Source organism: Paraburkholderia sp. SOS3, from assembly GCF_001922345.1.
Taxonomy (GTDB): Bacteria; Pseudomonadota; Gammaproteobacteria; order Burkholderiales; family Burkholderiaceae; genus Paraburkholderia.
In genome coordinates, this window is the sequence record NZ_CP018811.1 from 1,486,177 (window position 1) to 1,508,856 (window position 22,680).

At 63.5% G+C, this 22,680-nt stretch carries 22 protein-coding genes and 2 pseudogenes; 17 read left to right on the forward strand and 7 right to left on the reverse strand.

Annotated elements, in window-relative coordinates; all coding sequences use genetic code 11:
• The first annotated feature begins 368 nt into the window (after nucleotides 1-368).
• A complete protein-coding gene (locus tag BTO02_RS06820) occupies nucleotides 369-830 on the forward strand; it encodes a GNAT family N-acetyltransferase (RefSeq protein WP_075156397.1) in 462 nt (153 codons plus the stop codon).
• A 57-nt stretch (nucleotides 831-887) separates the two neighbouring features.
• Here BTO02_RS06820 and BTO02_RS06825 read toward each other — a convergent pair whose 3' ends face one another.
• The 4 genes from BTO02_RS06825 to BTO02_RS06840 all read right to left on the reverse strand — a co-directional run bounded on the left by BTO02_RS06825 (nucleotide 888) and on the right by BTO02_RS06840 (nucleotide 3,929).
• Nucleotides 888-1,766 (reverse strand): alpha/beta fold hydrolase, encoded by an 879-nt coding sequence (locus BTO02_RS06825; RefSeq protein WP_075156398.1) that lies wholly within the window; start codon nucleotides 1,764-1,766, stop codon nucleotides 888-890.
• Nucleotides 1,767-1,967: 201 nt separating this feature from the next.
• Nucleotides 1,968-2,324, reverse strand: coding sequence for a BON domain-containing protein (locus tag BTO02_RS34725; RefSeq protein WP_075158658.1), 357 nt, complete (start codon nucleotides 2,322-2,324; stop codon nucleotides 1,968-1,970).
• A gap of 361 nt (nucleotides 2,325-2,685) precedes the next feature.
• Nucleotides 2,686-3,021, reverse strand: a complete 336-nt coding sequence (locus tag BTO02_RS06835; protein WP_075156399.1) for a TFIIB-type zinc ribbon-containing protein — start codon at nucleotides 3,019-3,021, stop codon at nucleotides 2,686-2,688.
• A gap of 113 nt (nucleotides 3,022-3,134) precedes the next feature.
• Nucleotides 3,135-3,929, reverse strand: coding sequence for a TerC family protein (locus BTO02_RS06840; RefSeq protein WP_075156400.1), 795 nt, complete (start codon nucleotides 3,927-3,929; stop codon nucleotides 3,135-3,137).
• A gap of 147 nt (nucleotides 3,930-4,076) precedes the next feature.
• On the opposite strand from BTO02_RS06840, the gene BTO02_RS06845 reads away from it, so the two are divergent.
• The gene (locus tag BTO02_RS06845) at nucleotides 4,077-4,958 is read left to right on the forward strand and encodes a LysR family transcriptional regulator (protein WP_075156401.1); all 882 of its coding nucleotides are present in this window, start codon (nucleotides 4,077-4,079) and stop codon (nucleotides 4,956-4,958) included.
• A gap of 152 nt (nucleotides 4,959-5,110) precedes the next feature.
• Here BTO02_RS06845 and BTO02_RS06850 read toward each other — a convergent pair whose 3' ends face one another.
• The gene (locus BTO02_RS06850) at nucleotides 5,111-5,515 is read right to left on the reverse strand and encodes a hypothetical protein (RefSeq protein WP_075156402.1); all 405 of its coding nucleotides are present in this window, start codon (nucleotides 5,513-5,515) and stop codon (nucleotides 5,111-5,113) included.
• Nucleotides 5,516-5,780: 265 nt separating this feature from the next.
• On the opposite strand from BTO02_RS06850, the gene BTO02_RS06855 reads away from it, so the two are divergent.
• From BTO02_RS06855 to groL, 4 genes are all read left to right on the forward strand, one after another.
• The gene (locus tag BTO02_RS06855) at nucleotides 5,781-6,005 is read left to right on the forward strand and encodes a hypothetical protein (RefSeq protein ID WP_075156403.1); all 225 of its coding nucleotides are present in this window, start codon (nucleotides 5,781-5,783) and stop codon (nucleotides 6,003-6,005) included.
• Between the two features lie 375 nt (nucleotides 6,006-6,380).
• Nucleotides 6,381-7,802: an aldehyde dehydrogenase family protein gene (locus BTO02_RS06860; protein WP_075156404.1), complete on the forward strand. Its 1,422-nt coding sequence runs from the start codon at nucleotides 6,381-6,383 to the stop codon at nucleotides 7,800-7,802.
• Between the two features lie 410 nt (nucleotides 7,803-8,212).
• Nucleotides 8,213-8,503, forward strand: coding sequence for a co-chaperone GroES (gene groES, locus BTO02_RS06870; protein WP_075156406.1), 291 nt, complete (start codon nucleotides 8,213-8,215; stop codon nucleotides 8,501-8,503).
• 45 nt (nucleotides 8,504-8,548) lie between these two features.
• Nucleotides 8,549-10,189, forward strand: coding sequence for a chaperonin GroEL (groL, locus tag BTO02_RS06875; RefSeq protein ID WP_075156407.1), 1,641 nt, complete (start codon nucleotides 8,549-8,551; stop codon nucleotides 10,187-10,189).
• A 127-nt stretch (nucleotides 10,190-10,316) separates the two neighbouring features.
• Here the strand turns inward: groL and BTO02_RS06880 are convergent, their stop codons facing one another.
• Nucleotides 10,317-11,177, reverse strand: a complete 861-nt coding sequence (locus BTO02_RS06880; protein ID WP_075156408.1) for a hydroxymethylpyrimidine/phosphomethylpyrimidine kinase — start codon at nucleotides 11,175-11,177, stop codon at nucleotides 10,317-10,319.
• A gap of 277 nt (nucleotides 11,178-11,454) precedes the next feature.
• Between BTO02_RS06880 and BTO02_RS06885 the strand changes: the two genes are divergently transcribed.
• The 9 genes and pseudogenes from BTO02_RS06885 to BTO02_RS06925 all read left to right on the forward strand — a co-directional run bounded on the left by BTO02_RS06885 (nucleotide 11,455) and on the right by BTO02_RS06925 (nucleotide 19,646).
• Nucleotides 11,455-11,625, forward strand: a complete 171-nt coding sequence (locus tag BTO02_RS06885; RefSeq protein ID WP_075156409.1) for a rubredoxin — start codon at nucleotides 11,455-11,457, stop codon at nucleotides 11,623-11,625.
• Nucleotides 11,626-12,044: 419 nt separating this feature from the next.
• Nucleotides 12,045-13,571 (forward strand): hypothetical protein, encoded by a 1,527-nt coding sequence (locus BTO02_RS06890; protein WP_075156410.1) that lies wholly within the window; start codon nucleotides 12,045-12,047, stop codon nucleotides 13,569-13,571.
• Between the two features lie 235 nt (nucleotides 13,572-13,806).
• Nucleotides 13,807-14,385: a YqgE/AlgH family protein gene (locus tag BTO02_RS06895; protein WP_075156411.1), complete on the forward strand. Its 579-nt coding sequence runs from the start codon at nucleotides 13,807-13,809 to the stop codon at nucleotides 14,383-14,385.
• A pseudogene (gene ruvX, locus BTO02_RS06900) lies at nucleotides 14,382-14,792 on the forward strand (Holliday junction resolvase RuvX); the annotation flags it as partial. The gene BTO02_RS06895 and the pseudogene ruvX, both read left to right, overlap by 4 nt.
• Nucleotides 14,793-14,916: 124 nt before the next feature.
• Nucleotides 14,917-15,450 (forward strand): bifunctional pyr operon transcriptional regulator/uracil phosphoribosyltransferase PyrR, encoded by a 534-nt coding sequence (gene pyrR / locus BTO02_RS06905; protein ID WP_075156412.1) that lies wholly within the window; start codon nucleotides 14,917-14,919, stop codon nucleotides 15,448-15,450.
• A gap of 57 nt (nucleotides 15,451-15,507) precedes the next feature.
• Nucleotides 15,508-16,566: an aspartate carbamoyltransferase catalytic subunit gene (locus BTO02_RS06910; RefSeq protein ID WP_075156413.1), complete on the forward strand. Its 1,059-nt coding sequence runs from the start codon at nucleotides 15,508-15,510 to the stop codon at nucleotides 16,564-16,566.
• A 141-nt stretch (nucleotides 16,567-16,707) separates the two neighbouring features.
• On the forward strand, nucleotides 16,708-17,985 hold the full coding sequence (locus BTO02_RS06915) for a dihydroorotase (RefSeq protein WP_075156414.1): 1,278 nt from the start codon (nucleotides 16,708-16,710) through the stop codon (nucleotides 17,983-17,985).
• Between the two features lie 33 nt (nucleotides 17,986-18,018).
• Entirely contained in the window at nucleotides 18,019-18,873 is an 855-nt protein-coding gene (locus BTO02_RS06920; RefSeq protein ID WP_075156415.1) for a lysophospholipid acyltransferase family protein, read from the forward strand.
• Between the two features lie 146 nt (nucleotides 18,874-19,019).
• Nucleotides 19,020-19,646 (forward strand): phosphatase PAP2 family protein, encoded by a 627-nt coding sequence (locus BTO02_RS06925; RefSeq protein WP_075156416.1) that lies wholly within the window; start codon nucleotides 19,020-19,022, stop codon nucleotides 19,644-19,646.
• A gap of 49 nt (nucleotides 19,647-19,695) precedes the next feature.
• On the opposite strand, the gene BTO02_RS06930 is transcribed toward BTO02_RS06925, so the two are convergent.
• Nucleotides 19,696-20,550, reverse strand: a complete 855-nt coding sequence (locus BTO02_RS06930; RefSeq protein ID WP_075156417.1) for a symmetrical bis(5'-nucleosyl)-tetraphosphatase — start codon at nucleotides 20,548-20,550, stop codon at nucleotides 19,696-19,698.
• Nucleotides 20,551-20,973: 423 nt separating this feature from the next.
• Between BTO02_RS06930 and BTO02_RS35625 the strand changes: the two are divergent.
• A pseudogene (locus BTO02_RS35625) lies at nucleotides 20,974-21,420 on the forward strand (NAD-dependent epimerase/dehydratase family protein); the annotation flags it as partial.
• Nucleotides 21,421-21,609: 189 nt separating this feature from the next.
• Entirely contained in the window at nucleotides 21,610-22,671 is a 1,062-nt protein-coding gene (rfbB, locus tag BTO02_RS06935; RefSeq protein WP_075156418.1) for a dTDP-glucose 4,6-dehydratase, read from the forward strand.
• Nucleotides 22,672-22,680 lie beyond the last annotated feature (9 nt).

The following is a 22,680-nucleotide window of genomic DNA, read 5'->3' on the forward strand; positions in this document are numbered from 1 at the left end:
GAGATGCATCGCAACACTGACAAGCATGGCAAGCGAGCCGATCGTATCGGGCAGGACGGACATCATGATCTGCTTATGCTCACGTCGCGAAGGCCGGCCGGCCCGTGATCAGGCATCGCATGGATGCATCCCAACGGCGACGTCGCGCACCCACAATCTGGCATTTCCGATGCTAGACTTCGGCAAAATCGAAGCCGGCGGTGCAATGCCGCCTGGCCGCAAAACGACAGGGCGAAGAGCGCGCGCGACGTCGCCGCGCTCACGCCGCATGCGCATCTGCTCGCGGAGCAATGGATCGAAAGCGCGACGCGGCGCGAATCGTGAATATTCTGAAGCCTTGAATCACTCGATACTGGGGAAGCCAGCGAATGGACGTGCGTGCGCTTGACGAAGCGGATCTCGAACTCGTTTGCCGTCACCGCGAGCAGATGTTTCGCGAGGCGGGCCGCGACGAAGCCGTGTTGCAAACGATGACCGCGCATTTTCGCGAGTGGCTGCGACCGCGTCTGTCAGACCGCACGTATTTCGGTTATCTGCTTTGCGACGCGGGCGACCCGGTTGCGGGTATCGGCCTGATGCTGATCGACTGGCCGCCGCATCCGTCTCATCCCGTATCGGACCGGCGCGGTTATGTGCTGAACGTGTATGTCGAGCCCGCGTATCGCAGACGCGGGCTCGCTCGCGATCTGATGCAGCTGGCCGAGGCGGAATTCGCGAAACGCGGCGTGCAGTACGCGATTCTTCATGCGACCGAGGCGGGCCGCGATCTTTACGCGGCGCTCGGCTGGAGCGCAACGACGGAGATGGCGAAGCCGGTTGCTTCGCGCTGAACTGCTTGTTCAGCGGCTTGTACAGCGCCGTCGCTCAGTGGGCTCGGGGGCGCGTGCTTATGCCTGAGTCGCATGCGCCGTCATGAATCCAATTGCCAGCTCGCGAAATTTTTCGGGCTCTTCGGAGAAAAGAAAGTGGCCCGAATCGTTGAATTCGACGAGCCGAGCGCCCGGTATGCCGCGCGCAATCGCACGGCTCGCGCGCGGCGGGCACACCCAGTCATGGCGGCCGACAATGGCAAGCGTCGGTGCCGCGATGCGTTCGAGCATCGGGCGCAGGTCGTAGGTCGGCGCGATCGATTGCATGAAATGCCGGATCATTTCGATCGTCGTGGTCGACGCGGCGAAGATGCGCGGGAAGATTTCGGGGCGGGCCGGCGTCGTGTGCAGCGGCCCGACGATCCTGACGAAGTCGTTCATGGTCTGCGCGGTGATGTCGCCGCCCGCGATGCGCGCCATGACCTCGAGCGCTTCGCGGCTGCCGCGCGACGCGAGCGTCGGCGCCGGATCGCCTTCATTGTCGGGCAGCGGCGCCATGGCCGGCGACGTGCCGCACAGAATCAGCCCTTGCACGAGCGACGGGTGACGCAAGGCAGCGTGCATCGCGACGAAACCGCCGGCCGAATGGCCGAAGATAAACGCGCGCTCGATGTCGAGCATGTCGCACAGCGCGGCGATGTCGTCGGCCATCTGCTCGAGCGTGCACGATGCGAGTGCGGGCCGCCCGGACCTTCCCTGGCCGCGCAAATCGACGTAGATCACCTGAGCGTCGTGGCGCAGCGGGCCGAGTCCGTCACGCAGGTATGCGTGATCGAAGCCGAGGCCGCCATGCAGCGCGATCAGCGTTGGTTTGTCGACCAGATGGCCGCCCGATGCGCGCTGACCGGCGCCGTCGATATCGAAGTAGAGTTGTGTGCCGTTGAGCTTTGCGCGCATACGAGTCCTCGAGTGCATGAAGAACGCACCGGCGCGCGGCATGATGCCGCGCCCGGTGCGCCGGATTCAGATCGGGACTCAGGATACTGAAGCGGCGGCGCGATGCCGCCAATGGGCGCGAAGTTTAATGTTCAGTCCGCAAACCACGCAGGCGCATCGGCCGGTACGCGCTGCGAACGCGATTCGACGCGGCGCGCGCGTTCAGTGTCCGGCTTGGCGCATCGTCAGCAGGTTTTGCACCGACGTGACGCCTGCCACCTTGCCTGCGGCTTCGCCGGCGGGCTGCACCATATCGTCGCTGGGGACCGTGCCGTCGAGCGTGACCTTGCCGCTGCGCGCGACGATCCGGATATCGGCCGCGGGAATCTTCGCACGCGTGATTGCGACGCGCACATTGTGTTCGAGGCGGTGGTTGGCTTTGCGGATGCTTGCGCGGGTCGGCTGCGCATCGGTTTGCGCGCTTTGTGCGAGCGCCGCCGCGCTGATGACGGACGCCGCAATCGCCACGCTGGCGACGAGCGTACGGGATGCGAACAGCTTCTTGACCGGGAATTTCACAATCTGCTCCTCTTGAATGATTGGCGCGGCGGGAAGATCCCGTGCGAGCGCAGCTGCCCGCACGATTTTGCGCGCCACGCATTCTGTCCGTCGAAAATAGATGGGACTTTCTTCCGCGCACTGAAGTTCTCTAAATGCACGGAATAGGGATCGATGAGAGGCGGGAAAAAGCGGGCGAAAAAAAAGGCCGGCATACGCCGGCCAAATAGCTCTAGCCTATCCGAGGGCCTGGCGGCCAGAGCCTGAGGGCCTGTCTCTTGCGTCGACGTTGCTCAGTCGACGTCGCTCGGTCGACGTCGCTCAGTGAAGTCGCTCAGTGAAGTCGCTCAGTGAAGTCGCTCAGTGAAGTTGAATTGAAAGCTCAGTCGAAGTCGAACATGTCGAATAGCGAGCGTTTCTTCCGGTATCCGCTGTGTCCGTATCGGTTGTCGTGTCGATACTCGTCGCGATGCCGGTCGTCGTAGCGGCGCTCGTTGTCGTAGTGCGGGCGCGCGCGGTGGTGGTCCCGGTCGGGGTGCTGCCGATCGTCGGTGCGTACCGGCGTCGCGTCGCCAGCCTGGGCGCCGACTTGCGCAACGAGTTTGTCGAGTTCGCCTCGATCGAGCCATACGCCCCGGCAGTTCGGGCAGTAGTCGATTTCGATCGACTGGCGTTCGGTCATCAGCAAATCCGGCGTCTTGCAAACTGGGCATTTCATGATGTGCTCCTTTGCGTTTCGTTCGCGCTGCCTGGCGTCTGCTTTGCGTCCGCTTCGTGCAGCGCTGGCGATGGGTTCAATCTACCGCGCTGCACGTCGAGAAAAAATCTGGCTTAACCGAGGTTTGACTTCGTAATTTCCTCACCTCGGCTGGCGGTTTCCCCGGCGCGGGCCGCGCTGCGTGTTCTTGTGCGGCGCGCGAGGATGTTCAGTCCTTCGACGAACGCGGAGAAAGCCATCGCCGCGTAGATGTAGCCCTTCGGCACATGCGTGCCGAAACCTTCGGCGATCAGCGCCATGCCGATGACGAGCAGGAACGCGAGCGCGAGCATGACGACGGTCGGGTTGCGTTCGATAAAGCGCGACAGCGGTCCGGCGGCGAACAGCATGGCGGTGACGGCGGCGATCACCGCGATAAACATGATCGGCACGTGTTCGGTCATGCCGACCGCGGTGATGATGCTGTCGACCGAAAACACGAGATCGAGCACCAGGATCTGGCTGATCGCTGCCCACGCGGTCAGCGTGCCGAGCGCGCTTGCGGCGCCGTCGTTCGCGCCGTCGTGCGCCACGTGCTGGTGCATTTCGCGGGTCGCTTTCCAGACGAGAAACAGGCCGCCGGCGATCAGGATCACGTCGCGCCACGAAAAGCCGTGACCGAACAGTTCGAACGCGGGCTGTGTGAGACGCGCGATCCACGCGACCGTTGCGAGCAAACCGAGCCGCATGACGAGCGCGAGCAGGATACCGATGCGCCGCGTGCGTTCGCGTTGCGCCGCGGGGAGCTTGTTGCTCAGAATCGAAATGAAGATCAGGTTGTCGATGCCGAGCACGACTTCCATCACGACGAGCGTGACGAGCGCTGCCCATACGGCGGGGTCGGCGGCTAGAACGAGCAGGTAGTCCATGGCGGTCGGTTCGTCTGGTAATCGAAAATTGATCGGATAAAACCGGAAACTGCGTGATGCGCTAACCGTTATTCTGGGCTGCTTTGTGCTTCGGCGAAATCAGACATAATCGCAGTTCCACATCGGTTTTTCCGAAGCGAGGCCCGAATGCTTAACTTTCGCCATCTGTATTATTTTTGGGTCGTGGTGAAGGAGGGCGGCTTCGCGCGCGCGGCCGAGCATCTCGACATGGCCGTGCAGACCATCAGCGCGCAGGTGCGCGAGCTCGAGAAGTCGATGGGCCGCCAGTTGCTGAAGCCGGCCGGGCGCGGCATAACGATGACCGAAGCGGGGCAGGCCGCATTCGGGCGCGCGGAACAGATTTTTCATCTCGGCGCGACGCTCGTCGAAGAAGTACGCGAGGCGGCCAGCGAGCCGGCCGCGCGGCTCGCGGTCGGTCTGTCGGATGGCATTTCGAAGCTTGCCGCGCATGCGCTGCTTGCGCCGGTGCTCGATACGCCGTCGCTGCGGCTGTTGTGCCACGAGGGCGAGCACGGGCAGTTGCTCACGGAGCTTGCGCAGCACCGGCTCGATCTCGTGCTCGCGTGCCAGCCGGCGCCGCACAACAGCGATCTGCGTGTGTTCAGCGAGCGCGTCGCTGAATCGGCGGTCGACTGGTACGGGCCGGCCGCGCTCGTCAAAAAGGCCGCCAAAGACCACTTTCCCGCTTCGCTCGCGGAACTGCCGGTGCTGCTGCCGACCGGGCACGGGGCGCTGCGCGCGCGGCTCGACCGCTGGTTCGAGGCCGGGGACATCCGGCCGAAGATCGTCGGCGAATTCGAGGATAGCGCGCTGATGGCAGTGTTCGCGGCGCGCGGGCTCGGGGTGTTTCCGCTGGCGGAACTCGGCGCGGAGGATCTGTCGATGATGCGCGGGCTGCGGTGGCTGGGCCGCGCGGACGGAGTCGCCGAGGAAATTCACGCGATCCGTTCGCGGCGCGGCCAGCATCATCCGCTTGCATTGCAGGTGCTGGCCGCGCCGCGGGGATAGGGCGGCGCGGGGCGGACAGGTCGCCCGCGCGCGCTGGCGTCGGCGGTTGTGCGCGATGGGCAGGCAGACGGGCGGCCCATGCGCTGTCGCTTGGTTGTCGCTCGGTTTTGGCCCGGTTTTGGGCAGGCTTTAACCCCGGCGTTCGCCCGGCATTACATTGCGATCGCCGTGCGGTGCGGGCGCCACGCTTCGAGCATCGCGGCGAGCAGCGCGATCTCGCCGTCGGCGAGATAGTCGTCGGCGACGGCGACTGCCAGGCACAGGCGCAGCACCTTGCGGCGCAGCATCGGGTCGTCGATCTCGGCCATCAGCGTGGTTAGCAGATCGGCGTCGAGATCGTCGGCCGCGTCGGCCCACGAGGCGGGCGCGAGCATGCGGTCTTCGCACAGCGCTTGCACGATGCCGGGGAACTGGCCCGGCGCGAGGCCCAGTTCGCGAGATACGTTGAGCCGGTCGAGCGCGCGGTCTTCGGAACTGCAGACGTGTCCGTCGGCGGTCAGCGCCAGCGCGACGATACGGGCTGCGGCTTCGGGGCTGTTACGAGGATAGGTGCGCATGTCTCGACTCCTTTTGCGGATCGGATCCGCGGTGATGGGAGCGCTCAGTGTCGGGGATGCGTGCAGCCGGATAAACCTGCAAACGCGGAAGCCGCGGTTCGGAAAAAGCGAAGTGCGAGGGGGCGAAGATCGAAGATGGGGGCGCGTTGTCAGCAGCGCGGTAGCGACGTGTCAGCATCTTGGGCTACGCTATAGGGGTCCGCAGGCGCAGTGCCGGATGAGTCCGGCGGCATGCGGACAATCTGAACGAATAACGACCACACACATGCCTGCTACTCCTGAACATTCGAAAAATGCGCGCAAGCCGTCGCAAGCGGTGCTGGCCGCCATCACGTGGCTGGTCGGCATTGGCGTACTCGTGCTCGGCTTTGGTGGGCTCTATTGGTATGTTGCGATCGAGCGCAACGAACTGCCGTGGGGGGCGTTACTGCTGATTCCGTGCGTGGCGGTGATTGCGGCGGTGACCTTTCGTAACTACTTCAGCCGGTGATGGGTCAAAAAGCATAAGAACGGAAGGACCCGCCAGTCCCGTGCATCGTCCGCCAGTGCTGGATGTCATACCTTGCGCAACGTTTTTGCGCGCCATGCAGACCCGGCCCTGCGCATACAGGTTGTGTCTGCGTGCGCACGTCGAGCGCGCGCGTGCGCCTACGCCCAGGCACGTTCTGGACGTTGCAGCAAACCGCGACAGTCATGACTGCCATTCCGCACAGTGCGTCCGGCAACTGGCCATGCGCATCAATCCTGAATCGACGCGGAATAATGCGGCACGTGAAGCGTTGCTCCGAATGATCGTCAGATTTTGACGACGGATAGCAGGCAGCGTTGCCTGATCTGCTTCCCATCACATCATCGGAGACCTCTCATGCAGATCATCGAGCACATTTACGTGGACGGATCGTTCGTCGTGCCGCACGGAAGCGAAATGTTCGACCTGTTCAACCCGGCAACGGAGCAGGTCATAGGACGCGTTCGTCTCGCGGACGAGCACGATGCCAATCGCGCAGTCGCGGCCGCGAAGCGCGCGCTCGTATCGTTTTCGCGGACCAGCAAGAGCGAACGGCTCGACATGCTGCAACGTATTCTGAAAGCGATTCAGGCAAAAGAGGACGAACTGACCGAAGCCTCGATGCTGGAGTTCGGCGCGCCGGCGATGTCCGCGCGCTTTCACGCGAAGGGCGCTGCGACGATGTTCGAGCAGGCCTTGAAGGTCTTGCGCGAATACGATTTCAAGCGGCGCGTTGGCAGCAGTGAGGTCGTGATGCAGCCTGTCGGCGTGGCCGCGCTGATCACGCCGTGGAACGCCAATGCGATATTCATTGCCGGCAAGCTTTCGGTTGCCTTGGCGGCCGGCTGCACGGCGGTGCTCAAGCCTAGCGAAATGAGTGCGACGCAGACGCGCGTCATGACCGAGGCTTTGCATGACGCCGGTTTGCCGGCGGGCGTGGTCAATATCGTGACAGGTCGTGGCGACGTGGTAGGCGAGACGCTCAGCGCGCATCCCGATGTCGCGAAGATTTCATTTACCGGTTCGACGGCGGTCGGCAAGCGCATTTTGCGGACAGGTGCCGAAACGCTCAAACGTACGACGCTCGAGTTGGGCGGTAAGTCGCCGTTCATTATTCTCGACGACGCGGATCTCGCCACGGCGGCGCCGGTCGCGGTGCAGGCGGGCTTTACGAACGGCGGTCAGGCATGCAATGCAGGGTCGCGGATACTGATCGACGAGCGTCGGCTTGCCGAGTTCGAGAAACGGGTGATCGAGGCGGTCGGGCAATTCAAGCCGGGCGAGCCGCGCGCTGCGGACACGAGAATCGGGCCGATGGTGAGCGAGAAGCAGTGGCAGCGGGTGCAGCGCTATATCCGTCTGGGTCTGGAAGAGGGCGCGCGGCTGTTGACGGGAGGCGAGGGGCGCCCCGCGGGGATGTCGTCGGGCTGGTTCGTCAAACCTACGGTGTTCAGCGACGTGCGCAACGATATGACGATCGCGCGGGAGGAAATTTTCGGGCCGGTGCTGTCGATCATTCCGTATCGCGACGTTGAAGATGCGATCGCCATTGCTAACGACACGCCGTATGGATTGCAGGCGTATGTGATGTCCGCGCAGGATAAACGCGCGCAGGACGTCGCTGCGCGTATTGATGCGGGGCGTGTGTTGATCAATGGACTTCACTACGATTTCGATGTGCCGTTCGGTGGCTTCAAGCAGTCCGGACTCGGGCGGGAGTTGGGCGTGGCGGGGCTCGAGGCTTATCTTGAGCCGAAAGCGGTGCTGGGCGTGGGGTGAGCCAGGAATTGGCGGGGTTGTTCGGCCGGGTTGTTGCTCGGGACTGAATGCGGGTTTCCCCTCATACGCAGGTGTTGCGCAGCATCACTGCGGTATCGGCGTGCGAATCGCGAGGCGATGCCATTTGCCAGTGGGGCCCGCGTTCTGGTGGAAATCCGCCATGTTATTGATTCGTCGGGAGTTTTTCGCGTCGATAGACGCCTGAGATCGCATGAAGCTCAAAACTATGAAAACAAAATTCAAGGTTAATTGAGCCTCGACATAAAGCGTCATCCCCCTTCTTGAATTTGTCACTGCCCCTCCATATAATTAGCACTCGTCGCACTTGAGTGCTAACAATTTCTCCGGCCGGGCTCTCCGGCCGGGTTTGTCCTAAGCGTTCTTCAGTCTCAACCAAGAGAGGAGTATGTATGAACCTTCGTCCTTTGCATGATCGCGTGATCGTCAAGCGTCTTGACCAGGAAACCAAGACCGCTTCGGGCATCGTGATCCCCGACGCCGCAGCGGAAAAGCCCGATCAAGGCGAAATTCTGGCAGTCGGCCCGGGCAAGCGTGACGACAAGGGCGGCCTGATCCAGCTCGACGTGAAGGTGGGCGATCGCGTCCTGTTCGGCAAGTACGCTGGCCAGACCGTCAAGGTCGACGGCCAGGAACTGCTCGTGATGCGCGAAGAAGACATCATGGCTGTGGTGAACAAGTAAGTTCAACGTTCCCAGTTCATTCAAAAGCATTCAAGGAGTTAGAAGATGGCAGCTAAAGACGTCGTATTCGGCGATTCCGCCCGTGCGAAGATGGTCGAGGGCGTGAACATTCTCGCCAACGCAGTGAAGGTTACGCTGGGTCCGAAGGGCCGCAACGTCGTGCTCGAGCGCAGCTTCGGCGGCCCGACCGTCACGAAGGACGGTGTCTCGGTCGCGAAGGAAATCGAGCTCAAAGACAAGCTCCAGAACATGGGCGCGCAAATGGTCAAGGAAGTCGCTTCCAAGACCAGCGACAACGCCGGCGACGGTACCACCACGGCTACCGTGCTCGCACAATCGATCGTCCGCGAAGGTATGAAGTACGTCGCATCGGGCATGAACCCGATGGACCTGAAGCGCGGCATCGACAAGGCAGTGGCAGCAGCAATCGAAGAGCTGCGCAAGATCAGCAAGCCCTGCACGACGAACAAGGAAATCGCACAAGTTGGCGCGATCTCGGCGAACAGCGATTCGTCGATCGGCGATCGCATCGCTGAAGCGATGGACAAGGTCGGCAAGGAAGGCGTCATCACCGTCGAAGACGGCAAGTCGCTGCAAGACGAACTCGACGTCGTCGAAGGTATGCAGTTCGACCGCGGCTACCTGTCGCCGTACTTCATCAACAACCCGGACAAGCAAGTCGCCGTTCTCGAGAACCCGTTCGTGCTGCTGCACGACAAGAAAGTCTCGAACATCCGCGATCTGCTGCCGGTGCTCGAGCAAGTCGCGAAGGCTGGCCGTCCGCTGCTGATCATTGCTGAAGACGTCGAAGGCGAAGCGCTCGCTACGCTCGTCGTCAACAACATCCGCGGCATTCTGAAGACCGTCGCCGTCAAGGCGCCGGGCTTCGGCGACCGTCGCAAGGCCATGCTCGAAGACATCGCGATCCTGACCGGCGGCCAGGTGATCGCCGAAGAAACGGGTCTGTCGCTCGAGAAGGCTACGCTGGCCGAACTGGGCCAGGCGAAGCGCATCGAAGTGGGCAAGGAAAACACGACGATCATCGACGGCGCTGGCGAAGCAGCAAGCATCGAAGCGCGCGTGAAGCAGGTGCGCACGCAGATCGAAGAAGCGACGTCGGACTACGACCGCGAAAAGCTGCAGGAACGCGTGGCGAAGCTGGCCGGCGGCGTGGCAGTGATCAAGGTCGGCGCTGCGACCGAAGTCGAAATGAAGGAAAAGAAGGCACGTGTCGAAGACGCGCTGCACGCTACGCGCGCCGCCGTTGAAGAGGGCATCGTGGCCGGTGGCGGCGTCGCGCTGATCCGCGCTCGCGCTTCGATCGCCGGCGTGAAGGGCGACAACGCCGATCAGGACGCAGGTATCAAGATCGTGCTGCGCGCGATGGAAGAGCCGCTGCGCCAGATCGTCACGAACGGCGGCGAAGAAGCAAGCGTCGTGGTGGCAGCGGTTGCCGGCGGCAAGGGCAACTACGGCTACAACGCAGCGACGGGCGAGTACGTCGATATGGTCGAAGCAGGCGTTGTGGACCCGACGAAGGTCACGCGCACGGCACTGCAAAACGCAGCGTCGGTCGCAGGCCTGCTGCTGACGACGGACGCAGCCGTGGTCGAACTGCCGAAGGAAGACGCACCGATGCCTGGCGGCATGCCCGGCGGTATGGGCGGCATGGGCATGGACATGTAATTCGACGTCGAGTCGAAGCGCATGTTGGAGCGCGCCGCGAGGCGCGCTTCTAGCCACGTTCCTGGCCACGTTCCTGGCCGGAAAGAAAACCCGCAGCGTGAGAAATCACGGTGCGGGTTTTTTTATATCAATGCCGCGCCTCTCCCGGCGCATCGCTTTTGCCGCTCGCGGTCGGCGCATCTTCATCGGTTTCTCTGGCCCAGAAAAACCGGTCGGGAAGGTAGGCTCCCATGCCAGGCCGAAACGCGTTCTGCATTGCCTGGAACATGTACTCCTGCGCTTCGCGCACCGCTTCCGCCGGGTCCTGGCCATTCGCGAGCAAGGCCGCGATTGCCGCGCCAAGCGTATCGGTCATCCCCGTCACGCGCTGCGCGCCGCGGTCCCACAAGTCCTGCCGCAACTGGCCGTCCTCGCAGTAAAGCGTGTTGACGAGCCGATGCGTGCCCGTTTCCATCGACAGAATGTACTCGCAGCCTTGCGACAGCAGATGCGACACGGCCGCGTCGAGCGTCGGCGCCTCGGCGTCGCCGTCGGGCTGCGCGAGCGCGAGCAGCGCCGCGTGGTCGGCGACGAGCAGCGTGGTTTGCGGGGCGAGCAGGTCTGCGATCGCCTCGCGCAATTCGTCGGCGGCGAGCACGTGTTCGTCATCGAGCGTGAAGTCGGGCGCGAGAATCAGCGGCACGTCGTCATAGTCGGCGACGACTTCGGCGATCGCGCTCACCACTTCGGCGCGGGTGGCCGCGCCGACCTTGAATGCGGCGATCGGCATGTCTTCGAGCAGCATGCGCGCCTGAGTCGCGACGGTCTCCGGGTCGAGCGCGGTGACTTCGTCGCAACTCGCCGAGTCGCGCACGGTATAACCGGTCAGCACCGTGACGCCGTGGCAGCCCATGCTGGCCAGCGTCATCAGATCCGCTTGCAGGCCGGAGGCGCCGGTGGGGTCGGACAGGCCGAAGGTCAGAACGATCGGAGGGGTGTCGCTGGGCATGAAAGGAGGAAAAAAAATCGAAGCAAATAAGGAGGCCAACAGGAAGGCCAACAAAACGGCCAACAGGAAGGTCAAAAAGCAGGCCCATACGCATGGGTCGGCTCAATTATGCGGCTTTCTCCCGCGACGAGGCGGTTTTTCGCACGCGCGAGCGTCGCTGCGCGTTCGCAAAAATTTGCTGCAGCGCAGAATCGTTCATTGCTTTCGCTAGGCATGGGGGCGGCAACACGGTACCATCATGGCTCCCGTTTTAACGGACTTTTCGACGCGCAAAAGAATGGAATATAGAAGCTGGATGTGCCTGATCTGCGGCTGGATTTACGAGGAAGAAGCCGGCTTGCCGGACGAAGGTATTGCGCCGGGCACGCGCTGGGAGGATGTGCCGATCAACTGGACCTGTCCCGAGTGCGGGGCGCGTAAGGAAGACTTCGAAATGGTCCAGATCTGACCGGTCTGCCGGTCGGTTCTGCGGCCGGCTTTACGCTTCTTTACGTCAGATGGCGGGGCGGGTTTTCGCGGCTGATGCCTGCGTTCTTCACGCCCTGATTTCGCGTCGGTTTTTGCGTCGGTTCCCGCAGTTTTGACGCTCGGCGCCTGAGTTGATGCGCGATCTGTGCGTACGATCCTCGCGTATTGCGGCAGGCGCATCCTCGAGGCTCGCGACGTACGCGGCGCATCGCAGCGTACCGGGCGTCTTGCGTGCCCCGCGGGTGAACCGACTCGAGCGTCGCGCGTACGGGTGACGCGATACAGTTGCGGCCGCACGATTTCAGAGCGCACACGGCGGCGTAACCGGCGCGTCATGGCAGGTCGTCGTCCCGGTTCTAGCGTCGGTTTCGGTCTGTCGGCGTTTCTGCACACGTGCTCATGACACCTTCATCCGCTCCCGGCAGTACCCTCGAAGCCTTGCCCAATCCTCGCGGCGGCGCCGTGCGCGCGGCCGAACGCGCGCTTGCCGACGCGATTGCCGCGCACGATCAGCATCGCGATGCGGCGTTGCCCATTTTGCATGCCGCGCACGCGCTTCGCGAAGCAGGATGGCTCGCCGCGCATCGTTTTGCCGACGCGCTGGTCCTTGCGTCGCCGCTCGCCTTCGATGCGGCGGATTCTGCCCATGCTCACGTCGACCATTCCACACACTCCGGACATCCGGCGCCTGCATCGCGCGCTCATCTGCCGGATAGCCCGGTGCGCGAAGCCTTCGGTGCGGCGCTGCATGCGTTCGCGGCGGCGCTCGGCCGGCGTAATCTGCATGAACTCGCGTGTTCGCCGTCGCTTTACGCGCACTATCGTTCGCTATCGGCGCTGACCGCGCAGCATACGCCGGGCTTCAAGGTCAGCTTCGAAGACCTCGCGCTAGCGGGCCGGCCGGTCCCGCCTGCTACCTTGCACGCACAACCGGCACAACGTCTCACGCATCTTCGCGCCCGCTACGAGCAGGCGTTGTTGCCGGTTCTGCGGGCGCAGACCGGCGAGGGCGCGATGTCGGCGGCAACGCTCGTCGTCGGGGCCGCGCTCGACGAACTCGAAGCCTGCATGGCCCAGCTGGTCGGTTCCGACCCGTACGATTTCTGGCGGCTCGCAGCCGGTTGCGCCCGTGCGCTGCGCGTGAGCGGTCACTTATCGGGCGACCCCGATGCGCGGCGCTTCTTCGCGCGGTGCAACCTCGCGCTCGGAGACCAGGCGCGCGGCATCGAGTACGCGCCGCGTTCGCTCGTGCGTGCGACGCTCGCGTTGCTGTGGCGCGACTATGCGCTGTTCGGCGCGGCGGCCGAAGACACCGACCACGTCGAACTGCTGCGCGACTACGGGTTGACCGTGGTTTGGCATGTGGCAGGCACGCCGGCTTCGGAGGCGCTGTGGGAAGCGGGCGCCGCCGAGGCGGCGAGGGGGACGGCAGAGGCGGTGGTTCAAGTGCAGCCGACCTCACCGGAGGTTCCTACACGCGATCTTGGGCAGCTCACCGTTCACGCCAACGCATACGAAGATTTTCTACAAACAGCCGATGCATCGATTGCAGCCCTCTCGGAACACGCGCGCGCTGCCGATAACCCGCAAAAGGCCGACGCGAGCGCGGCACTGCAAGCGGGCGATGCCGCGTACCGGCTCGGGGCATCCGCGAGCGCGCTCGGGCTTGGTCATGTGGCGTTGCTCTCCGATGCGCTCGGTCTCGCTTGGCGCCGGCGTGCGCACGCGGCGGCCGCGATGCCCGAAGGCCGCACGGCGGCGCATATCGAAGCGCCCGACGCAGCGGTGCTCGAACAGGCCGCGCTTGCACTGCGCGCAATGCTGCACCAGATCGCGGCAGGTATTGCGCCGCCGCAAGCGAGCGCCGCATCGGGTACCGCACTCGCGGCGTTGACGCGTGCGATCGAACTGGGCAGCACAGCTTGACCTGAATTGAACGTGAACTGAACGCGAACTGAACGTACCGGGCGTGAACCCAACGTGAACTACCGCGCACACCGAGCGCGGCGTGCCCGCCAGGCCCAGCCGATGAGCGGTAAGTGCGTGTTAGAGTGCAGCTATGATCCGCTGTCCGTGGGGTGGACCTCGGGCGTCGCGTGTCGCATGACGTGCGGTGCATATGGGGTCTGCACTTCCACTCGTCTTTGCTAGAATTTGACCTATGTCCAAGAGTACCGATCGCATCAATCTCACCAACCAGTTCCTGATCGCCATGCCCAACATGGCAGATCCGACTTTTTCAGGAACGGTGGTCTATCTTTGCGATCACAGCGAGCGCGGCGCACTCGGTCTGGTCATCAACCGGCCAACCGATATCGATCTCGAAGCGCTCTTCAATCGCATCGATCTGAAGCTCGAAATCGAGCCGCTGCTGCATGTTCCCGTCTACTTCGGCGGCCCGGTGCAAACCGAGCGCGGCTTCGTGCTGCATGACGCGGGGCAGGGCAGTTCGTACACGTCGTCGATGCAGGTGCCAGGCGGCCTCGAGATGACCACGTCGAAGGACGTGCTCGAAGCGGTCGCGAACGGCAAGGGCCCGGAGCGCTTTCTGCTCACGCTCGGCCATGCAGGCTGGGGCGCGGGCCAGCTCGAGGAAGAAATCTCGAAGAACGGCTGGCTCACGGTCGAGGCCGACCCGAAGATCGTCTTCGACGTGCCGGCCGAAGACCGTCTCGAAGCGGCGCTCGCGCTGCTCGGCGTGACGCTGTCGATGCTCTCCGGCGAAGCAGGTCACGCATGACCGGTGCGCCCGAACGTGCAGCGACGCTGCTTGCGTTCGACTATGGCGAGAAACGCATTGGCGTCGCCGTCGGCAATTCCCTGACGAAAAGTGCGCGGCCGCTCGTGGTCGTGCAGAATCGCAACCGCGACTTTCGCTTTGCCGAGCTCGGCAAGCTGATCGGCGAGTGGCAGCCCGACGCGCTCGTGGTCGGCCTGCCCACGCATCCCGACGGCACGCCTCACGCGATGACCCAGCAGGCCAAACGCTTCGGCAACCAGCTGAACGGGCGTTTCAACCTGCCGGTGAGCTGGGTGGACGAGCGCTACTCGTCGGTGCAGGCCGAAGCCGGCGTGCGCAGCGGCGCCGCGCGCGCCGATCTGCTCGATGCCGAAGCTGCCTGCATCATCCTTCAACAGTACTTCGAAGAAACCGCCACACGCGGCGAGCCAGGCGGTGAAATGCGCTGTGAAATGCGCAGCGAAACACCCAGCGAAATACGCAGCGAAGCACGCGGTGGAATCAGCAGCGAAACCAGCAATGAGTGAGAACATGAGCGCCATCGATGCGGAGCGGCTCTATCGCGCCGTGCTCGAACAGATTCGCGCGGCTTACGGCGACGCGTTTCTTCGTCCCGACGAGCCCGGCGGTGCGGTGCTGGCCGGCATATACAGCGGCGGCGTTTGGCTTGCCGAGCGTCTTGCGCGCGATCTGAACGTGCCGGCTTTCGGCGTGGTCAACGTCGCGTTGCATCGCGACGACTACGCGAAGAAGGGCCTGCACACGCAGGCGAGCCCGACGTCGCTGCCCTTCGATGTGAACAACCATCGCATTCTGCTCGTCGACGACGTGCTGTACACGGGCCGCACGATTCGCGCCGCGATCAACGAACTGTACGACTATGGCCGGCCTGCCGCGGTCGAGCTCGCGGTGCTCGCGGACCGCGGCGGACGCGAACTGCCGGTCGCGGCGACCTTTGTGGGCGGCACGGTCGATGTGCCGGCCGATGCGACGCTCGTGCTCGCGCGTCACGGCGACGAAGGCGCACAGCATTTCACGTTTCATACCGAAGCGCGTGCCGACTGAGCACGCCTCACTGCATCCCATGCATGCAGGCGTATCACAGTTTGATCCAGGACCACGATGAACAAGCCTAACCCGGTCGCACCGCATGCGGCCCAGGATTCAACGCAGCAGGATTCGACCCAGCGCGCCGCCGAGGCGCGGCACTTTCGCTACGGTTTCCTGAAGGGCAATCCGCAGCTCACGAAAAACGGCGAGCTCAAGCATCTGCTGACAATCGAAGGCTTGCCGCGCTCGATCGTCACGCACATTCTCGATACGGCCGAGCAGTTCGTCAGCGTGACGGACCGCGAAGTGAAGAAGGTGCCGCTGCTGCGCGGCAAGTCCGTGTTCAATCTGTTCTTCGAGAACTCGACGCGCACGCGCACGACGTTCGAGATTGCGGCGAAGCGTCTGTCGGCCGACGTGATCAATCTGAACATCAACGCTTCGTCGACGAGCAAGGGCGAGTCGCTGCTCGACACGATCAATAATCTGTCGGCCATGCACGCCGATATGTTCGTCGTACGGCACGCGTCGAGCGGTGCGCCGTATCTGATCGCCGAGCACTGCGCGCCGCACGTGCATGTGATCAATGCCGGCGATGGGCGTCATGCGCACCCGACGCAGGGTCTGCTCGACATGTACACGATCCGTCATTACAAGCGCGATTTCACGAATCTGCGCGTGGCGATTGTCGGCGACATTCTGCATTCGCGCGTGGCGCGCTCCGATATTCATGCGCTGACCACGCTCGGCGTGCCCGAAGTGCGCGCGATCGGCCCGCGCACGCTGCTGCCGGGTGGGCTCGAGCAGATGGGTGTACGCGTGTTCCACAACCTCGACGAAGGTCTGAAGGACGTCGACGTGATCATCATGCTGCGTCTGCAGAACGAACGCATGAGCGGGGCGCTGCTGCCTTCGGCGCAGGAGTACTTCAAGAGCTGGGGCCTGACGCCCGAGCGGCTCGCGCTGGCGAAGCCCGACGCGATCGTGATGCACCCGGGGCCGATGAATCGCGGTGTCGAGATCGATTCGCAGGTCGCGGACGGGCCGCAATCGGTGATCCTGAATCAGGTGACGTTTGGCATCGCGGTGCGGATGGCGGTGATGGGCATCGTCGCCGGAAACAACGACTGACCGCGACGCTTCGCTGCGACCACCGGCTGCAGGGACCGACACGACCGATTGCACGCGCAACCATCGGGCGAGCACCAGGCGGGTATCGGGCGGCACCGAACCTCGAGCATCGCAAAAGACAACGCACAAGAAAGGCAGCACATGAAGATTCACATCCAGGGCGGCACGCTGATCGATCCGGTAGCGGGCACTGAACAGCAGCAGGACGTGTTTATCGCGGCCGGCAAGATCGTCGCGCTTGGCCGCGCACCGGAAGAATTTCACGCGGCGAAGACCGTCGACGCGCGCGGCCTGATGGTTGCGCCGGGTCTCGTGGACCTGGCTGCGCGCCTGCGCGAACCGGGCTACGAGCACAAGGCGACGCTCGAGTCCGAAATGGCCGCGGCGCTCGCGGGCGGCGTGACGACGCTCGTGTGCCCGCCCGACACGGACCCGGTACTCGACGAACCGGGCCTCGTCGAGATGCTGAAATTTCGCGCGCGCAATCTGAACCAGGCGCATGTGTATCCGCTTGGCGCGCTGACGGTCGGCCTCAAGGGGCAGGTCATCACCGAGATGGTCGAATTGACCGAGGCGGGCTGCATCGGTTTTTCGCAGGCCGACGTGCCGGTCGTCGATACGCAGGTGTTGCTGCGCGCGCTGCAGTATGCGAGCACGTATGGTTTTACCGTGTGGTTGCGTCCGCAGGACGCGTATCTCGCGAAGGGCGGCGTCGCTGCGAGCGGGGCGCTCGCTTCGCGGCTCGGTTTGTCGGGCGTGCCGGTTTCGGCGGAAACGATCGCGCTGCATACGATTTTCGAGCTCGTGCGCGTGACGGGTGCGCGTGTGCATCTGTCGCATCTGTCGTCGGCGGCGGGCATTGCGCTGATGCGCGCGGCGAAGGCCGAAGGTTTACCGGTTACCTGCGATGTGACGGTCAACCATGTGCATCTGATCGACGTCGATATCGGTTACTTCGATGCGCAGTTCCGTCTCGATCCGCCGCTGCGTTCGCAGCGCGATCGCGAGGCGATTCGCGCGGGCCTCGCCGACGGCACGATCGATGCGATCTGCTCGGACCACACGCCCGTTGACGACGACGAAAAGCTGTTGCCGTTCGCCGAAGCGACGCCGGGCGCGACCGGCCTCGAGCTGCTGCTGTCGCTGACGGTGAAGTGGGCCAGCGAGGCGGGCGTGCCGCTCGCGAAAGCGATCAACTGCATCACCGCGGCGCCGGCCGGCGTATTGAAGCTCGCCGCGGGCCGCATCGAAACGGGCCTGGCCGCGGACCTGTGCATTTTCGAGCGCAATGCGCACTGGCGCATCGAGCCGCGCGCGCTGAGGAGCCAGGGGCATAACACGCCGTTTCTCGGTTACGAACTGCCGGCGCGCGTACGGGCGACCGTGGTGTCCGGGCAACTGGCATTCGAGCAGCGCTAACGCCAGGCCGGCGATGCACACGGAACCTTCACGATGAAACTCGCGCTTCGCAAGTTACGACTCGTTGCTCATCTGCTGTACGGCATGTGGGTGGTCGCCACGCGCTTTTCGCGCGTTACGCCGCAACAGCGCTTCGAACTGAACCGCGCATGGTCGCTGCGATTCCTGCAGCTCGCGGGCATGCGGCTCGTCGTGCACAACGACGCAGCGCGCATCGACGAAGGCGCGTTGGTTGTCAGCAACCATATTTCGTGGATCGACATCTATGTGATCAACGCGTGGCGGCCGACGCGGTTCGTATCGAAGGCGGAAGTGCGCAAGTGGCCCGTGGTCGGCTGGCTCGCGTTCAAGCTCGACACAGTGTTCCTGCAACGCGAGAAGCGCAGCGACGCCAAGCGGATCATGCACGAGCTTGCCGATCATCTGATTGCGGGCCACGCGATCTGTGTGTTCCCCGAAGGCACGACAACCGACGGACGCGAACTGCTGCCGTTCCATTCGAACCTGTTCCAGGCGGCGGTGTCTGCGTCGCGGCCGGTGCAGCCGATCTGCATCTACTACGAAGATGCGCACGGTAACCAGTCGACTGCGCCGGCGTATATCGACGACATGTCGCTTGGCGAGTCGATGCATGCGCTGCTGTGCGGCGCGCCGTTGACCGCGCACGTCTACGTTTGCGACGCGCTCGCGCCGGGCGCGGAGCGGCGCGTGCTGGCGGCCGAGGCGCAGGCGGCGGTCGAAGCGGCGCTCGAACGGCTGCGGCCGGCTGGTTCGCGGGTGCGCGAGGCATTGCGTACGCAGCCGGTGCAGCAGGCGCAGGGCGTCGATCACGACGACGTGTCCAACGCGGGCGACGTGCCGACAACGAACGGACCGCTTGCGCAGTGAAAGTAAAAGCAACCTGGCGGTCGGGTGCGCGCGGCAATATCTACGTGCCGGATCTGTCCACGTGAGCGCCTTCGCGAGACCGAACGTCTCGCGAACACCGGTGTCAGATCACACAGCAGGCCGCTCCGGTCGATTACACTTCGTCGATGTTTACCAATCCCGATTTCTTCCTCTGGAATTTCTTTGCCAGCATTGGCGATGCCGCGTTCACGCTGCCGATCGCGCTCGTCTGCGCGATCTGGCTGTGGTTCTCGGCGCGCCGGCAAGCGGCGCGCTGGATCGCGCTGCTCGCGGTCGGCATGGCGGCGGTCGGCGCGACGAAAATTCTGTATGCGGGCTGCGGCATTCAGATTCCGGCGCTGAATTTTCGCGTGATCAGCGGGCATACCACGCTGTCGAGCGCGGTCTGGACCGTCGCGATGGCGCTGCTGTGCCGGTGTGTGGGCGTCCGTGCGCGCTATGGCGTGATGCTCGGACTGCTGATCGGCGCACTGACGGCCGTGGCGCGCGTGTTCGACGAAGCGCATTCGATCACCGAAGTGATCGCTGGCTGGGTCGTCGGCGGCACGCTGGCGGTGCTGTTCGTGCACAACTTCGTGCACTCGGGCGTGAGGCTCGTCAAGCCGCGCTATGCGGCGCTGGGGCTGTTGCTGGTGGCGTCCGTCGCGTATGGGCGGCATGCGCCGATCCAGCAGATGATCGAGATGTATTCGCCGGGGGTATGCGCGAAGTTTTTTCCGAGCCTCGTCGACGAGATGAAGGACAAGCTTTAGCGCGGGCTCGACGCGTATCTAACGCGTATTCGCGGCGCGTCGCCGACACTTATTCGGCGTCGGCCGAAGCGCGGCAGCCCGAGCAATCCATCTGCGTAACCGTACGGCCGGCCGGCTCGGGCGTGAGCCTTACCGCGGACAGCTGATTGCCCCAGACGCAGCCCGAATCGAGCCCGATCACGTTGTCGCGTACCATCAGACCGAGCGCGGCCCAATGGCCGAATACGACCGTGACGTCGGCCGTGCGCCGCGACGGTACATCAAACCATGGCATAAAGCCCGGCGGCGCCGAATCGAGGCCGCCGCTCGACGTGAAATCCATGGCGCCGTCTGCGTTGCAAAAGCGCATGCGCGTGAGCGCGGTGCAGGTCAGGCGCAGACGATCGATGCCCTTGAGGCTCGGCTTCCAGCGATTCGGCTCGTTGCCGTAGAGGCCCGCGAGCGTTTCTTTCCAGTTCGGTGCGCGCAGTGCGCGCTGCAGTTCGTCGGCGAGTTCGAGCGTGAGCGTGGTGTCCCACTGCGGCGGAATACCCGCGTGCACGAGCAGCATGCCTTCGTCGAAGTGTGCGATCGGGCGATGGCGGACCCAGTCGAGCAGGTCTTGCGCATCGGGTGCGGACAGGATGTCGTCGAGCGTATCGCCTTTCTTCGACTTGCGGATGCCGGCGGAGACCGATAGCAAATGCAGGTCGTGGTTGCCGAGCACGGTGACTGCGCGCTCGCCGAGCGCGATCAGTTCGCGCAGCGTGGCGAGCGAGCCGGGGCCGCGGTTCACGATATCGCCGGCGAACCACAGCGGGGTGTCGTCGGAGGGGGCGGCTTTCGCGAGCAGTCGCCGGAATTCGGTGTGGCAGCCTTGCAGGTCGCCGAAGGCGAGCGGAGCGGGCCTCGTGGAAGTGGTCATGTCGAGTGTGTTCGGTGAGCGTTGCGGCGGTCGTTCCGTGGGCGGAAAAGCACCGGCGCATGGGCGGATGCGGCTGGGTCTTCGTGCCGATTTCGTGCCAATGTGGCCGCCTGCGTCGTGCGGGCGGCCATCAGCGCCGACTGCACAATATCGCGTGACATAATATCTGGTTTTAAGAGGGCGCTATAAGCGGGTGTGTGAAGCCGCGCTGCGGCAGATGCCCATGGTGGAGAATTGGGACAAGATGCTTTACACCAGCAAAGCGGTCGCGCAATTCGCGGCTTGTAAGCGAAAAGTGCTGCGCTCCGCGGGGAGCGAAGCAGCACTGTGGTCCCAGCGCCGCTCGACATGGCGGCTTCTTTTATTTTGCGCGGGTGAACATTTGCGCTCCGCTATAATGGGCGGCCCTTGTCTGATTGCGCCAACGCCGAAGGTGTTGGCGACGAAGATGCTCCACCCGCGCCCGTCGATCATCATGCGGCGAGCAAATTGGCGATGGAATACCTGGTCAGGACGGTTCGATCAGCTGCGCGTCGTTATCGCAAGGCCTTTTAATTATATGGGATTTGGGCAATCTGAGCGCTTCCTTGTCCCAAAGATCGTGTCACATTTGTGCGGCGACGGCCTTTTATCGAACTGGGAAGTATTAACTTGCACGTGATTTTCAGACGTACGGACAGTGTCGCACGCATTGATATCGTGCCAGAGGCGTCCAATCATGAGCTGGAAGTTCGCGTAACCCCCGCCTCCATACGCCAGAACGAAATCAAGGTGCTAGAGGGTTCAGCTAAACGATTGAATCGTGTAGTCCCTGACATGCCAGCTATTCCGTTCGAGGACACCATTAGCTGGATGCTTTCTTCGGCCTAAATACCAAAACAGCAGTTTGTTAGCGCGCTGGTGTTTCTCGTCTACACCTCTATAATGGCGGGCTACGTAGCATGCGGGTCCGCATGACTTCCGGTCACTGTTGCCGATGTCCATCCGGTGAGCATTAGTTGCCAGTTCACTGGCGGTGCGCCCGACCGCATGGCCAAGATAATCTCTAGAAGGAACTCCATGATCCTGGTAACGGGCGGTGCCGGCTTCATCGGCGCCAATTTCGTGCTCGAGTGGTTGAGCGCCTCCGGGGAGCCAGTCCTGAATTTGGATAAGCTCACCTATGCGGGCAATTTGGGTACGTTGAAGTCGCAACGGGACAATTCTCGTCATGTCTTCGTGCGCGCGGACATTTGCGATCGCGACACGCTTGACAAGCTGTTCGCCGAACACAAGCCGCGTGCAGTAGTGCACCTCGCCGCCGAGAGCCACGTCGACCGTTCGATTCACGGGCCTGCCGACTTCGTGCAGACCAACGTGGTCGGCACCTTCACATTGCTCGAAGCAGCGAGATCGTATTGGAACACGCTAAACGATGCTGACAAAGCGGCATTCCGCTTCCTGCACGTGTCCACCGACGAAGTCTTCGGCTCACTGTCGGCAACCGATCCGCAATTCTCAGAAACGACGCCGTACGCGCCGAACAGCCCGTATTCGGCGACCAAGGCGGGCTCCGATCATCTCGTGCGTGCATATCACCACACGTACGGCTTGCCCGTGTTGACGACCAATTGCTCGAATAACTACGGTCCTTACCAGTTCCCCGAAAAGCTGGTCCCTCTGATGATCGCCAATGCGCTCGCGGGCAAGCCGCTGCCTGTCTACGGCGACGGCCAGAACGTGCGCGACTGGCTGTACGTCGGCGATCACTGCAGCGCGATCCGCGAAGTGCTCGCGCGCGGCGTGCCGGGCGAGACTTATAACGTCGGCGGCTGGAACGAGAAGAAGAACCTCGACGTCGTGCATACGCTGTGCGACCTGCTCGACCAGAAGCGTTCGAAGGCGCAGGGCTCGTACCGAGATCAGATCACCTATGTGAAGGACCGTCCGGGCCACGACCGCCGCTATGCGATCGACGCCCGCAAGCTCGAGCGCGAACTCGGCTGGAAGCCGGCCGAAACTTTCGAAACGGGTCTCGCGAAAACGGTCCAGTGGTATCTCAACAACCAGCAATGGGTCGACGAAGTCGCTTCGGGCGAGTACCGCAAGTGGGTCGAAACGAACTACGCGCAGCGCGCGTAAGGGCGAAAC

Bases quoted from the DNA above. Each gene is read 5' to 3' on its own strand.
- BTO02_RS06820 (WP_075156397.1), top strand. From the start codon at position 369: ATGGACGTGCGTGCGCTTGACGAAGCGGATCTCGAACTCGTTTGCCGT.
- BTO02_RS06825 (WP_075156398.1), bottom strand. From the start codon at position 1,766: ATGCGCGCAAAGCTCAACGGCACACAACTCTACTTCGATATCGACGGC.
- BTO02_RS06835 (WP_075156399.1), bottom strand. From the start codon at position 3,021: ATGAAATGCCCAGTTTGCAAGACGCCGGATTTGCTGATGACCGAACGC.
- BTO02_RS06840 (WP_075156400.1), bottom strand. From the start codon at position 3,929: ATGGACTACCTGCTCGTTCTAGCCGCCGACCCCGCCGTATGGGCAGCG.
- BTO02_RS06845 (WP_075156401.1), top strand. From the start codon at position 4,077: ATGCTTAACTTTCGCCATCTGTATTATTTTTGGGTCGTGGTGAAGGAG.
- BTO02_RS06850 (WP_075156402.1), bottom strand. From the start codon at position 5,515: ATGCGCACCTATCCTCGTAACAGCCCCGAAGCCGCAGCCCGTATCGTC.
- BTO02_RS06855 (WP_075156403.1), top strand. From the start codon at position 5,781: ATGCCTGCTACTCCTGAACATTCGAAAAATGCGCGCAAGCCGTCGCAA.
- BTO02_RS06860 (WP_075156404.1), top strand. From the start codon at position 6,381: ATGCAGATCATCGAGCACATTTACGTGGACGGATCGTTCGTCGTGCCG.
- groES (WP_075156406.1), top strand. From the start codon at position 8,213: ATGAACCTTCGTCCTTTGCATGATCGCGTGATCGTCAAGCGTCTTGAC.
- groL (WP_075156407.1), top strand. From the start codon at position 8,549: ATGGCAGCTAAAGACGTCGTATTCGGCGATTCCGCCCGTGCGAAGATG.
- BTO02_RS06880 (WP_075156408.1), bottom strand. From the start codon at position 11,177: ATGCCCAGCGACACCCCTCCGATCGTTCTGACCTTCGGCCTGTCCGAC.
- BTO02_RS06885 (WP_075156409.1), top strand. From the start codon at position 11,455: ATGGAATATAGAAGCTGGATGTGCCTGATCTGCGGCTGGATTTACGAG.
- BTO02_RS06890 (WP_075156410.1), top strand. From the start codon at position 12,045: ATGACACCTTCATCCGCTCCCGGCAGTACCCTCGAAGCCTTGCCCAAT.
- BTO02_RS06895 (WP_075156411.1), top strand. From the start codon at position 13,807: ATGTCCAAGAGTACCGATCGCATCAATCTCACCAACCAGTTCCTGATC.
- pyrR (WP_075156412.1), top strand. From the start codon at position 14,917: ATGAGCGCCATCGATGCGGAGCGGCTCTATCGCGCCGTGCTCGAACAG.
- BTO02_RS06910 (WP_075156413.1), top strand. From the start codon at position 15,508: ATGAACAAGCCTAACCCGGTCGCACCGCATGCGGCCCAGGATTCAACG.
- BTO02_RS06915 (WP_075156414.1), top strand. From the start codon at position 16,708: ATGAAGATTCACATCCAGGGCGGCACGCTGATCGATCCGGTAGCGGGC.
- BTO02_RS06920 (WP_075156415.1), top strand. From the start codon at position 18,019: ATGAAACTCGCGCTTCGCAAGTTACGACTCGTTGCTCATCTGCTGTAC.
- BTO02_RS06925 (WP_075156416.1), top strand. From the start codon at position 19,020: ATGTTTACCAATCCCGATTTCTTCCTCTGGAATTTCTTTGCCAGCATT.
- BTO02_RS06930 (WP_075156417.1), bottom strand. From the start codon at position 20,550: ATGACCACTTCCACGAGGCCCGCTCCGCTCGCCTTCGGCGACCTGCAA.
- rfbB (WP_075156418.1), top strand. From the start codon at position 21,610: ATGATCCTGGTAACGGGCGGTGCCGGCTTCATCGGCGCCAATTTCGTG.